The following is a 12,822-nucleotide window of genomic DNA, read 5'->3' on the forward strand; positions in this document are numbered from 1 at the left end:
AACAACAGCCGGTCGGTGAATCGGTCGCGTCGCCCGATAGCAGTCGTTCGGCGCTCGGAATGTTCAACGCCAAGCAACAGCACGCGAACAGGCGCCGGCCGCGGTAATGACCGGCGCATGTATACCCATTACAGGCGATCAAGCGGACTCATCGTACGACTCACGTCCTGGTGAACGTGGGTGTAGATCATCGTTGTCTGTAGGCTGCGGTGCCCAAGCAACAACTGAATGGTTCGAATGTCCGTCCCTTGGGCAAGCAGGTGAGTCGCAAACGAGTGTCGTAACGTATGGACGCTGGCATGCTTGTGGACACCAGCTCGCTCCAGCGCCAGCTTGAATGCCCTCTGGACCGTGGCTTCTGATGCGTGCCAGCGAAGTAGACGACCCGTTTCAGGGCAGGGACGCACTACTTTGGACGGAAATACGAACTGCCAGGCAGCGCTGCGAGCGGCTTTGGGATACTTCCGGTGCAGCGCTCCGGGCAACGGAACATATCCGCGGCCTCGATCGACATCGCGCTTGTATAAGGCGATGACGTGAAACAGGTGCTGTTGAAGCGCCTGCGTCAGCGTCGCAGGCAGCACAGTTGTGCGGTCCTTCGCCCCCTTACCGCTTCGAACGGTGATGGTTCCTGCACGAAAATCGATGTCCTTGATGCGAAGTGTCATGCACTCTGTGACACGCAGGCCTGCACCGTAGAGCACCTCGGCCATGAGCCGAGGAGTGCCCTGCATCTTGGCCAAGGTTTGGCGAACCTCCTCAACCGTTAGCACGACGGGAAGTTTAGATGAGCGTTGGACGCGCCGCAGGCCATCCAAGTGACCGACGGCCACTTCGAGCACGTCGCGGTACAAGAAAAGGATGGCATTCAACGCCTGCGACTGCGTGGACGCAGCGACTTTGCGATCGACCGCTAGGTGGTTTACAAATGGTGCAATGCCTTGTGTGCCAAGCGTACGAGGATGTTGTTTGTGGTGAAAAAGGATGTAGCGCCGGATCCAGAATCGATACGCCTCTTCGGTCCGCCGACTCAGGTGGCGCCGGCGGCAGAGCGCGGACACCCGATCCATGAGACGTGGGGGTGGTGAGGTAGCGGGCAGTTCACCCCATAACGGTCACTCCTAGTGGTGTGAAAAGCACCAAGATAGCGAAATTCGCGCGTCTGCTGGGTCCGGATATACTGCATCTGAATAGCCGGACCGAACGCGGCGAAGTTAGTTGTCAATCATGGGGTTGCGTAACCATTCGTGGTGCGTTGCGCAAGATGTATAACCGGACCCATGGGTCCGTATATTCAGTAGTCAGGTGTCACGGGAGAGTTAATGACGTTTGCAGTCTTTCCACCCGATCTCTTGCCAGCTACGTTTTCCTACCCGCCAGATTTTCTTGCGCTAATATCAAGACCAGCCCTCGACCTCTATCCTTGGTGGATGATTGACGCAGACTCTGATGCAGGCCGTTTGGTGTATCGCATAACTCTTGGAACAGGCAAACATCTTGTCCCATTTGCCAAAACCGATCTGTACGACGACATTGCTTGCTTCAATGCGGCAGTGCCGTCGTCTAATCCAGAGATCATCATGGTTTGCAGCACTCCGGATAGAGCTTACGGTTTCCCAAACTTCACCGCATGGCATGTACAGGCACTCAAGGATGTCTCTGCACTTTCGGCGAGTGGTACCTAACATCTCGTCCAAGGCGGACGGCTTCGCCGCCGCTTAACTCCAGCGTTAGGCATCAGGGGGAGCTATGCCGGAATTCAAAGTTAAATTTGTCTACGAGCACGGGACAGCCGACGACAATCGGCTTGATCTATACGACGGCGCCAAGTCACTCGAAGGAATCGCACGCGCGATCACCATCACGACGAACGCCCTCGTGAATGGAGAGATTCGAACGCGCGCCGACGCGGCGGAGGGAGCGGAGTTTTACATTCAGGCCCCGCGTAGTGGCAGCTTCATCTACGAAGCCACGATCTATGTAGGGGGTGTAATCACCTCAGGCATCTTCTACGACTTTCTAAAGTACGCATTCAACGAAGCGATTGGCCGCCTAGACGACGCGCCCATAAGGCCTTCATTGCAAGACCGCATTGAGCCAACCATGGGAGAGCTCCCCGCGGTTCTCGAAAGCGCGCTCTTAGATGTCCATCGCCCCCTAATGCAGTCGCCTGAAATGCGACTCAACGTCACAAGGCCAAGAGGCAAGGTTCTCGCGACGTTCGATCGCGAAACGGGCCTCAATCTGCGCCCCCACAACGAGACCTTGGCCGAGCCCGTGCTCGGCAATGTTACGCGTTACAACACGTTAAGCCGTTGGGGCAAGCTCTATGACCGGTCCGAAGGCAGAGTCATATCGTTTCATCTCAGCGAAGGGCTCACTCCGCGCGAACGAGCGCTGATCACTTGGTCGCTTCACGAAAGCAATTTACGGCGTGAGCACTATCTGTATTTCAAGGTCGTTGCTCTCAAGACCGCCAGTCAAAACCGAACAAAGCGGTACTTCATTACTCGTGTCAGCCAGACTCCAATAGCTGATGCCTAACAATTCGTCCAAGCCGACGCCGCTTCGCGGCGCGGCTTAACTCAGGTGTTAAAGACGGGCCTTCCCGAAAGCGGACGGTCGTGACCGGCAGAAATGGGTCGGTCTCTGCCCGTCGCGGCATGCCCTGCCGACGTCGTACTCGCAAGGGCAGGCATAGACCACTCCTGCCGTTCGCTGCGGTTGGCTTTACGGTAGGCTAATCGGCAGGAGGTGCCTCACGGTGACCACTGTCTTGAGATGGCTCGAAACGGTGAGGGCTCTGTCCCTGAAACCAACGATGACCTAAGGTGAACTGACTTGCTTGAAGCGCTCATCAAGAATCTGACCCAAGACATTGCGGTGATGCAGCGTCGCATCGAGTTGGGCAAAGACGCTGGCTTCAACGACATGTCCCGGCTACTTGAGGTTCTGACAATCCAGTTCTTTAGGTTGCTAGATATTGCAGACCTGGTGCGCATGGATCAACTCCGTACGAGCTTTCCGGCCATAGATGCCGCCGACAAGAGCAAGGGTGGCGGCATCGCCGTGCAGGTCACCTCGGTGGCGGACGCTGCGAAGGTAAAGAAGACGATCGACGCATTTGAGAAGAAGGGCCCTAACGGAACGTCCATCAAAGACGGCTTCGCTAAGCTCTACATCTTTGGCTTCTGCAAGCACACCAAGCGAGCGAAAGTGCCGACATATTGCGAAGTGATAGGCCCCGGATTTCTTATCGACCGACTAGTGGACCTCGGCGATGAAGTTTCCGTGCAAGGGGTCCTGGATGCCATCCGTCACCATCTGGACTACGCTTCGATCCACCCATACGACGACGTGTCGTGCCTGCGAATCGCGCTTGGATACATAAGCCGGAACGCAGTTAGACACTACATGTCATGCGAGGGCAACGTCGACGATATGACCCGAGGCCTGACTGAGATCACAGAACTGATTGGCAAAGGCACCGTGAACCGTAAAGAAAAATCTAAGGCGTACCATGAGTTCCAGGATGACAAGATCACCTGCTTCCTGCGGTTCGTGATGGATCGGATCGGCCTAATCACAGCGATCGTCAACCGTCGGCGGTGTCCCGGTCAGAACTTTGTATGCCTAGAACTCGACGACATGCGGGCGATCGACGAGCTGAAACAATCGATATCATCGTCGGCTCAGACCATTGCCAGGAGCTATGGAATTTCCGACATGCATCTGGGGATGCACGAAATCGATTAAGGATCAGTTGCCGCTGTCGGCCAATTGCAGACGTTGGGATTGGGGCGGCGAACGAGCTTTTCGTCGCGCCGATCAAATTAAGCTTCTCCTCGACCGCTATCGCAGCTGCTTAATGCGCTCTTGGAGAGCTAGGGCAGTTGGGATGTTCATAGCTGCAAGAGCAGCAGCTATCTCGACAAGCGCCTGCCGCGCCTGAGCGTGTTGCGACAGGGAGTGTGCGTCGGAAATCAGTGCCACCGCCACCAGCTCCACCAATGCGTCGCCTGTACCGTCACGGTACCAGCGCCTCGAAGACTCGTGTTCCTTCAGCATGGCGGCGAGCCAGCGAAGCCCATCAAGCCGCAACGGGGCTCCGAACTTCGTCGTCAGAAAGTGGCAGAAACGGGTGACGCATTCTTCGTCGCGAGCCAGGTGTGCGGCGGCCCAGCGTTGGTAGATATCCTTCATCCGCAGACCCGCGCCCGAGTTCAGCCTGAACAGGGCGTCCTCGCTCCCGAAGCCAAGCAGGTCGCAAATCAAGCGTTCGCCATAGAACCAGAGGCCAGGTTGTGACCAATCGGCGGCGAGGCCATACTCCGCGGTGGCCCGCCAGACGCGCTCGAACGCCGCCGGATCGTCACCTTTCTCGAGCCGCAGGAACAAGCCGCGAACGAAATGCCGCAGCGCGTAGTGCGCGGCCGGGCCGTGGATGAGAACGGGTTCCCAAACCGCGCGCGCTTGTCCCTCGGGCGCCGCGATCGACAGGGCTCCGAGCTTCAAGAGGATGTCGTAGCCGAGGTTTTGGCTCGGCAAGTCGTACTCGCCGTCTTTCTTCGTTTCGCGCGCCTTAGCGCGTGTGGCGTCGTAGTCCCAGATGCGCAGAGCCAAGAGCGTGTCGAGGTCGCGGTTGCCAGTGCCATCGCCTTCGATGAGCCAGTTGAATAGGGCTTCGAGGAAGTGGCCGTCTAGCGAACCGCCACGATCGCGCTCAGGCTTTCCGCGCCAAGACTGGTCGCCGACACTATAGAGCCGCATCCGGCGCTGGAAATCCAAACGTTCTTGGGCTGCAGCCACGCGCTTGATGTCGAGGTCGTCCGGCATCGCGTTCCGTCCGCGGAGTGGAAAGCGCCGCAGCCGAGCAAGCCACGCCTTCCAGGCGCGCTCCGCGACGTCGCCATCGCCGTGGTGCGGAGCAAGCAGAATGAGACCCGACCAGAACAACCCAGCGTGGAGCAGCCGCCACCACGCGGTGCCAAGCTGCTCCCGATTGGCGTAGGCTACGCCGAGCACAACGGTGGTCGCTCGCGTGTCGCCACTTGTCAGAAGAAGCAGGACGGCGGCCTCCCATTCCTGAACACCCGCTCCATCGGCGAGCCACAAGTGCGTAACTGCGTAGGCGATGAACTTCAGCTCGTCGCCGAGGGCTCCCATGCGCCGCCCGCGGATTTCCTCTCCTGTCGACGTGATCGTTTCAATACCGGCGCGTACCGCTTCGAGGGCGCGCCTCCGCGCTTCGGGATTACGAGCTAGCCAAGCGCCCCCCAATGCGACGAGCGTGCCGGCCACAGCGAAACGGCATCTCGATCTCATGCCCTCATCGTCGCCTTCCTCTCTGCCCTCACACTCTTGGAACAGATTGAAGAGGTACGCGGCCTCATCGTCGGTGAGCAATTGACCACCTTGCAGCCGCCGTTTGCATCGGTCTGGCACGACAAGGTATGCGAGGGTGTGAGCGCTATCGGCCTGCCACGACTGCACCTCGAGGCTCAGCTCGTCAGGGCAGACGAAGCCCCTGGTGTCTGCGCCTGTTGTCGGGTCGGTGACGGTCGGATAGTTGGCTTGGTCGAGCGCTGCAACGAGCAGTTTAAACTCCAACGCCTTCTTCGAGTCGTCATGAGCTTGCCCCGGTTTAATGGACACTCAAGTTATGGGGTAGCAGCTTCGGTCGCCGCAGGCGATCGATAGCCGTTGGTCGAGTGTAAGCGCTGCCGGTTATAAAACACTTCGATGTATTCAAAAACCACGTGGCGTGCCTCCTCGATCGAGGCGTAGCGGCGTGGGGCTGCGATCTCGCACTTCAACGTACTGAAGAAGCTCTCAGCCACCGCGTTGTCCCAACACTCGCCGCGCCGGCTCATGCTCACCCGCATACCCAGTCGAGCGAGTTCGGCCTGGTAAGCCGCGCTCGTGTATTGACTGCCCTGGTCGGAGTGATGGAGCACTCCCTGCGCCGAACCGCGCTGGCTTACGGCCATGCGCAAGGCCTGCAAGGGCAAGTCGGTATGCATAGTCGCAGCCGTTGCGTGGCCAATCACTCGCCGGGCGTACAGATCGATCACGACGGCCAGATACATTGGACCCTGTTGCGTGGCGAACTGTGTCATGTCCGTTACCCAGACCTGATCAGGGGCGGCCGTGGTGAAGCATCGATCAACATGGTTATCGGCCACCACGGACACCGTGGCGGCCCGTCGTGATGCCTTGCTTGTACGCCAGCTGCGCCCGACGAGACCGCCCTGGCGCATCAAGCGGGCGGTCGCATGGCGCCCCAGGCTCAGCCCCTGCTCACGAGCCAGATGCCATAGCCGGGGACTGCCGTAAAGCCCTCGGCTGCGCTCATGCAACTGCTTCAGCTGCGCCAGGTGCTGGCGGTCACGAAGCACGCGGGGGCTCGGATGCTTTTGGCGATGCCGCCAGGCATAGAAGCTGTTGCGACCCACCTCGAGCAGCCGGCAGAGAACCACGATGGAGTACGACGCGCTCTCCGCTTCGATAAACCGGCATTTCAGCTCGATTCCTTGGCGAAGAACGCCGTCGCTTTTTTTAGGATGTCACGCTCCATCCGCAGGATCTCGTTCTCGCGTCGAAGCTGCTGTATCTCGGCCTGCTCGGCCGTCAGCGGAACGGCGGGGGGCGATCGCGAAGGCGCTCCAGAACCGGCTTGAGCCTTCTCGATCCAGCGCCTGAAGACACTCTCGACCAGATCCAGGTCACGGCATACCCGAGACACCGGCTGACCTCGCTCAAGGACCAGGGCAACCGCGCCGGCCTTGAAATCAGGTGTGAACTGACGACGAATTCTTTTTGACATGGGACACCTCTGGACGAACCTTACGGCTCACGATGGGTGTCCATCAAATCCGGGCAAGCTCATCAGGCAGCGCCCAGGTCGGGAGAAGCGCTTGAAGACGCTGTGCAAACTCATCGTCTGCCAATAGGAGTTGGACTACTACATCGTGAAACGTCCGCTGGCGATGGGGTGCCAAGGTCCAATCACGAGCGAAGTCAAACATCGCCTGACCGCCCTGGAGCCAGCTCCAACCAATGAAGTTATAGGCAACCTGCTCCACACGGGCACTGTCCCAATAGAACAGGCTCGGGAACGTTAGAAGAGGAGCGAGTGGCCCCGTTAGCAAAGGCGGCCGATATTTGGCGACGTTGAGGAGCACGCTGATGAGCGCTGCAGAATTTCCTTCCCGAAGTATCACCTCGATATCAGCGATGACGTCCTTGCCCTCGTCGAGCCGCTGCGTAAGCCAGCGCTCCAACCCATCGAGAGCGCAAAACAGGTTTCCGTTGCGCATCGAGTCATTGGACTGCGGCCAGCCGAAAACCTGCCACCAGCCGGGAAAGGTTCTGTTTGATCCGTCCGCGAACTGTAGCGTCACACCAGGGACCTCACCAGTGCTCCCCTTCATTATCTCGGCGACCCAGCGCTCCGTGCAGAAGTTCACCAGCGCGATGAGCGAGGTGAGCGCCGGTTCCGGGGCTAGCTGTAAAAAGAGGAAGAATGGACTCTTACAGAAGGCCGTTGGGTACGCATCCTTGGGGTATTCGAGGCCGAGGTCCATCTCGAACCGGTCAGACCCGTACTCTCGTTCCGGCTGATCTTCGATGATAAGCGCCAGTAGGACTTCGGCGGCCAGCTGAGGCTGCGCACGCATCAGAGCGTGGATTCCGTTTTCTTTAATGCAGGCGATCCGAAAATCCATGTCTACCTTGCTCCTAGCCCCCAACGGCCAAGGCGGCAAGCTCTCGCGGGACGACCCGAGGATGTGCGGCATCTGCATCCGTGCTTCGTGCCTCGCCCTGTATTCGGCATTGGTCTTCAGGCGCTGGGCGTGCACCGTCGCCTCCTGCAGTTGAACCTCGGCGATGCGCCGCTTGACGTCTGCGTCAATCTCTCGGCGTCCCGCGAGTTCGAGCGCCCAATTCCCGACCTCGGTCGGCAGGTCGGCCGCGCCCGCTAGTGGCGCGGTGTACAACAACGCTTCACGTGTCAGGTAGACCACTCCGTGGCCCTTCTGAACCTGCGCGGTCCGGGCCATGGCGAGCGCCATCTCCGCCATCTCCAGGCGGAACGGCATCAGATTGCCGCTGCTCAAGGTGCGTGGTGTCTGCGTCAGCCAGGTCTCGATGACCTTCGCAAGAGCGGACGAAACCAGCCCAGCTAATCGCTCCCGCTGGGAGATAAGGAAGCGGAGTACGGGCGGCCACCGACCAAAGACAATCGAGCGGTACTGTGCCTCCATGTACAAGCCGACCGCCACGCTCAGTCCCGTTCCGCCGCCGGTCGGCACCGTCGCGATGTGGTGGAAGCGCAGAAGCAGCCGCGTGAAGTGTTTCGCGCTACCGTCGAGCAGGAGGTCGATGCGTTCGATCAGGAACCGTTCGGCGTCGGGGTCCAAACAGAGCGCATCAAGAAGGATATCGCCCGCCAACTCGTTCTTCGCGGCTTCCGCAGCGCCGAAGGCGACGTCCCAGCCCGTGCCATTCTCGGCCGGCTGTCGTAGCAGGAACTGGCCTAGCATCCGGAGCGAGTTCGTCCAGAGCGGGTTGCCCGCCAGGACGGCCCACCGCGGCGTGTCTGTCCACATCTGTTTCAGGAATTGGAAGCGCGCCCAATCCGCAGCGAGATCGTGCTCGAACTCGATGCGGTTGGTCCGCTCGTTCAGATGCAGCGGAAGCTCCGCAGGCCGTCGCATGAACGTTGCCGTGTCCGCCGGCTCCAAATCGGTCAGCGCGAAGCTGCGCTCGAACGATGCTTCTCGCTGGGCGAGGCGCATCATCAGCGCCTGCACGTCAGCGCTGTCCTTCGTCCAGTATTTCCAGAGGCGGTCAGCAATGGCGGTGTGAGAGGCTAGTCCGCCGGCGGTCGAACCCATCGCCGCGCCCGCCTTAATGACCCAAGCCAATGTCCGCAGGTTCGTCAGCGCCGCGATAGTGTCGTCATGCGCGGCCAACCAGCCCAAGATGGGCGACGGCAAAAGCGCCAGCTTCACAGCATCGCTCTTGAGCGCTTCGACCTCGACCAGATGCGCTTTCCGCCCGCCGAGTATCGTCTCTGCGTCTTCAATCCAACTCTGCGTTTGCGTGACGATGACGACCCGCCACGCGCCCTCAGCCTCTTCGCCGTCACCAGGCAGGATAGCTTGGAGTAGCTGGCGGACGACAACGAACTCACCGGCCTCGATGCGTTCCGCAGAGTCGACGACCAGCACGTTCTGCAGTTTCACCGTGGCGTTCAGCACGTGCGAAAGTTCGTGCGTCAGGGGGAGGGTGCCGCGCCGCGCCGCGCTGAGCGCCGTCTTCAGGTCTTCGGGACCGAACCACACCTGGTGCCAAGATGGGTATGCGCCGTCCAACACAGACTTGACCAACGCCGACTTGCCCGAGCCCGACTCCCCGAAGACCACCGTAACCGGGTTGTTGGCGACCGCTGCCTGGAGTGACGCTTTCTCCGCCGTACGGCGCACGGCGTAGCCTGAGGGCAGGTCCGTCTCTATCCGCGCCTTGTAGTCCGTGGTGATGTTGGAGAGCGCCTCCCAATCACGCTCAAAGTCTGGGTGATGGCGGAGGCCGAACTGGCCCCGGAGTAATGACAACAAGTCCGGGACGGTGATCGTGCCGCTGCGGAGGCGCACCTCTTTCGCGACGTTGATGAGTTCTTTCCAAAGAACCTGTGCTTCGTCGTCACAGCCAGACGCGAGCAAGCGGCGGCATTGCGCGATGGCCTGGGTCTTGCCCTCTGAGTGCGCCGACTGCAAGTCGGTCGGTAGTACGTGCAGACGGCGAATGAGTTCGATGGTCTCCTCGTCAGACACGCCGCCAGGCTTCTGGACGCTGTCGAAGACGTGCGCCTGCCTCGCATTGCTGCGTATGCGGCTCATCGTGAGCGCCGTATCTGTGCTGCTGCACGCGTTCTTTACTTCGCGCCACGCCGGGTCGAACGCCTGGTGGGTGCCGAGCGTCACCAAGGCCAGTCCGTCGGTCGCGCGGTTGAACGGCCCCTGCGGATCACGCCACTGATCCCAGGCGCGCGTCACGAAGTCAGCGGGGAGGCCGGCCGCGGTTACCTGCAAGTTCCCCTTCGCTGAGATCGCTAGCCGCCGCAGCGCGCCGGCCGCCTGGGCCGTCAGCAGCAGGTCGTCGATGCGCCACCCTAAGGTCGAGACTTGGGCTTGGACCTGCGCGACGACGCCCTCGATACCCGGTGCATGCTCACCCGATAGGGCCTTCACCAACTGCCAGGCGCTTATCAGATCCTCGAATTCGAACCCGGCGCCGCTCATCGACCGCAGCGTTGCGGGCGCGCGTTTCGCGCTGCCACCGCGAGGCGCTTTCGGCTTCGATGTGCTCTTAGACGGGGTCATTTAGCTTCCGAATGCTTGTAGCTCTGGATTAACGCCATTTCTGTCGGCGAGAAGCAGGGGGCAGCGTCCTCACAGACTTATGGTGGACTTGAAGCACATCGTAGGTCCCCGATTGCTAGTTGAGCACCACCGCACCGAGTTGCGCCGACAAACTGTACGGCCGAGGAGGCTCCCAAGCCACCGCGCCCGCAGTCAAAACCCGTGGGAGTGCACCCGGAACAGACCTCCAGAACGTTTCCAAAAGGCCGTAAGCGACTGGAGCAGGGGAGAATTGGCCTTCATTTCAGTAGACGAGCCGCCGGATTATCTTCTGCGGCACCCGCATGAAAATACCCGATTACGCTCGCGACGGAGCGATGCTCTGTCATTGCCATGACTGCCGGCAATGGCACGCCTTGCTTACCGGCTTCAGTGACGAATCCTGATCGTAGGCTATGTGCCCCAAAATCTCCCTCTAGTCCTGCCAGCGACGCCCGTCGCTTCACGATCGCTGCTACCGAACCCGGTAGCAGGGCAGCGCCAACACGATCCTTCCAGATGCGTCGGAAGATCGCGCCCTCGCGGATCCCTGTTGCCTCGAGCCATGCTGAGAGTGCCTGCGCGCTACGCCCCAAGATCGGCTTGTCCGGCGTCGAGTCTACAGTTGCCCCGGCCTGCTGGGTCTTCGAGTACTCAAGCCGATAGATATAACCGTCGTCGCCGATCTTGCGCAGGTCGCGCAGGTCGGCTGCCGCAATCTCGCTACGCCGGCGCCCGCCACTGGCGAACCCAAAGCAGAGCAGGGCGCGATCACGAAGGCCTTCTAGCGAGTCGTTGCAGGTGGCCAGCATAGCCTCGAGTTCCAGGCGGGTGATGGCGGTCTTCTTGGTCGGCCGCTCACCGCGCTTCACCGCCGAGCGACGGGCCCGACTAAGCAGCGTGCGAGCACTGGCCAGCTCGCACGGGTTGGCCAGTCGCTTGAGCTTGTGCGCCGTCGACAGCACGGCGACACGCTGGGTCACCGTCGAGAGCTTGAGCGGCCCGAGCTTGGCCTTGAGGCCCGCGGCCACCAGCGCCTGATCGGCCGCCGGTGGCAGTTCACTAACTAGGCCAGATTTGTTCTTGCGCTGGATGTGGTCCACCAGGAACTGGATGACCACGGCCTCGTTCACCGGTAACGCTAATTCGACGCCGAACCGGGCCTGATGCCAGCCGGCCCAATAACGCAGCGCAGCGGCGTAGCTGCGCGTGGTATTGGCCGCCGCGGCCTCGGCGAGCAGTTCTCGCACGGCGTCGGTCGCCTGCTGGGCCAATTGTTCCGGCAACACGAGGTCGGCTGCGGGCGCAGCCAGATCCTTCGATGTGCATTTATATTTCATAATATGTAATATACATTACGTAATAGCGCGACTACTAGCGATAATCATCACTTATCGTGAGTACGAATCCAAGCGGGCAGGGCGTCGATCGAGGAGACCATTCCATGCGTACTGGTATCACCCAAGAGCAGGTCAACGCGGCTGCGGACGCGATCCTAAGCGCTGGCGAGAATCCGACGGTAGAAAAGATTCGGGCCTCGCTTGGTACAGGTTCGCCGAACACCGTCACACGCATGCTTGACGCCTGGCGTAACAGACTCGGTAAGCGGTTCCGCGAGATGAGCGCCCTTCCGGACGTTCCGGGTTCGGTAGGGCAGGCGATGGTCGAGCTATGGCGGTTGGCCGTCGAGCATGCCGACCGCGAAGCCGCAGCCAACCTCAAAAACGAAGGCACTGCATTGGAATCGGCGCGCGCCGAGTTGGTTCGAGAAATTGAGCGCTGGGAGACCCGTTTACAGGCAGCCGACGCCGAAACCATCCAGGCTAAGGCTGCTTTGGAGCTGGCCGAACGCGCCAGTCAGACGCTGGACTCTCAGCTAGAGGACAACCAGGCGCTCCGTGCCGACCTTGTGAAGCAACGTGACCGTCTTCAGGCTATTGGCGATCATCAGGCCTCAGAGATCAAGGAACTTCGCGAGCTACTGGACGAACGAGATGGCGAACTTCGAAGGGATCGCGAGCAGAAAGAAACCTATATACGGAACGTCGAAGATCGAGCGCACCAGGAGATCGATCGCGCTCGACTAGACGCCAGGCAGTGGCAACACCGTTTCGAAACCTTAGAGCGAGCGCATCAGAGCGCCCTTGTTACGGTTCAGACGGAGCGTGACCTATTACGCGATCAATTGCGGAAGGCAGATAACGAGGTGGCTCGATTCAAGGGCATTGCTTCGGCGTTAGAGAAGGCTCTGGCCAAAGGCCGGACTGCCGCGCCACCACGTTCAAAAGCAAAGGGCGTCGTTGTTGCCGACGCAGCTGCAAAACGCAGCCGGAAGATCGCAGCGCGTGCGCCGAGAAAGCCGTAGGACACATCAGGGTATCCGCGGCCGTGGCCTCGCCGGTGTCGTTAACCGTGT

The 12,822-nt window shown here is 60.3% G+C and carries 10 protein-coding genes; 4 read left to right on the top strand and 6 right to left on the bottom strand.

Going from position 1 to position 12,822, the window contains the following annotated elements; all coding sequences use genetic code 11:
- Positions 1-128: 128 nt before the first annotated feature.
- Positions 129-1,070 (bottom strand): integron integrase, encoded by a 942-nt coding sequence (locus AB8808_RS10980; protein ID WP_369929298.1) that lies wholly within the window; start codon positions 1,068-1,070, stop codon positions 129-131.
- Positions 1,071-1,322: 252 nt separating this feature from the next.
- Between AB8808_RS10980 and AB8808_RS10985 the strand changes: the two genes are divergently transcribed.
- The 3 genes from AB8808_RS10985 (at position 1,323) to AB8808_RS10995 (ending at position 3,756) form a co-directional block, all read left to right on the top strand.
- Positions 1,323-1,685, top strand: a complete 363-nt coding sequence (locus AB8808_RS10985) for a hypothetical protein (protein WP_369929300.1) — start codon at positions 1,323-1,325, stop codon at positions 1,683-1,685.
- Between the two features lie 64 nt (positions 1,686-1,749).
- Complete coding sequence (locus AB8808_RS10990) at positions 1,750-2,544, top strand: DUF7946 domain-containing protein (RefSeq protein WP_369929302.1); 795 nt, start codon at positions 1,750-1,752, stop codon at positions 2,542-2,544.
- Between the two features lie 297 nt (positions 2,545-2,841).
- The gene (locus AB8808_RS10995) at positions 2,842-3,756 is read left to right on the top strand and encodes an SMEK domain-containing protein (RefSeq protein WP_369929304.1); all 915 of its coding nucleotides are present in this window, start codon (positions 2,842-2,844) and stop codon (positions 3,754-3,756) included.
- Between the two features lie 96 nt (positions 3,757-3,852).
- Here the strand turns inward: AB8808_RS10995 and AB8808_RS11000 are convergent, their stop codons facing one another.
- From AB8808_RS11000 to AB8808_RS11020, 5 genes are all read right to left on the bottom strand, one after another.
- Positions 3,853-5,655, bottom strand: coding sequence for a hypothetical protein (locus AB8808_RS11000; protein WP_369929305.1), 1,803 nt, complete (start codon positions 5,653-5,655; stop codon positions 3,853-3,855).
- A 5-nt stretch (positions 5,656-5,660) separates the two neighbouring features.
- Positions 5,661-6,530, bottom strand: a complete 870-nt coding sequence (locus tag AB8808_RS11005; protein WP_369931243.1) for an IS3 family transposase — start codon at positions 6,528-6,530, stop codon at positions 5,661-5,663.
- Positions 6,521-6,826: a transposase gene (locus tag AB8808_RS11010; RefSeq protein WP_036140207.1), complete on the bottom strand. Its 306-nt coding sequence runs from the start codon at positions 6,824-6,826 to the stop codon at positions 6,521-6,523. Before AB8808_RS11010 ends, AB8808_RS11005 begins: the two co-directional genes overlap by 10 nt.
- Before the next feature lie 43 nt (positions 6,827-6,869).
- Positions 6,870-10,388, bottom strand: a complete 3,519-nt coding sequence (locus AB8808_RS11015) for a hypothetical protein (protein ID WP_369929307.1) — start codon at positions 10,386-10,388, stop codon at positions 6,870-6,872.
- Between the two features lie 278 nt (positions 10,389-10,666).
- Positions 10,667-11,746 (bottom strand): site-specific integrase, encoded by a 1,080-nt coding sequence (locus AB8808_RS11020; RefSeq protein ID WP_369929308.1) that lies wholly within the window; start codon positions 11,744-11,746, stop codon positions 10,667-10,669.
- 104 nt (positions 11,747-11,850) lie between these two features.
- Between AB8808_RS11020 and AB8808_RS11025 the strand changes: the two genes are divergently transcribed.
- Positions 11,851-12,771, top strand: a complete 921-nt coding sequence (locus tag AB8808_RS11025) for a DNA-binding protein (protein WP_369929309.1) — start codon at positions 11,851-11,853, stop codon at positions 12,769-12,771.
- Positions 12,772-12,822 lie beyond the last annotated feature (51 nt).

The sequence above is a fragment of the Xanthomonas sp. NCPPB 2632 genome, from assembly GCF_041228075.2.
Classification (GTDB): domain Bacteria; phylum Pseudomonadota; class Gammaproteobacteria; order Xanthomonadales; family Rhodanobacteraceae; genus Luteibacter.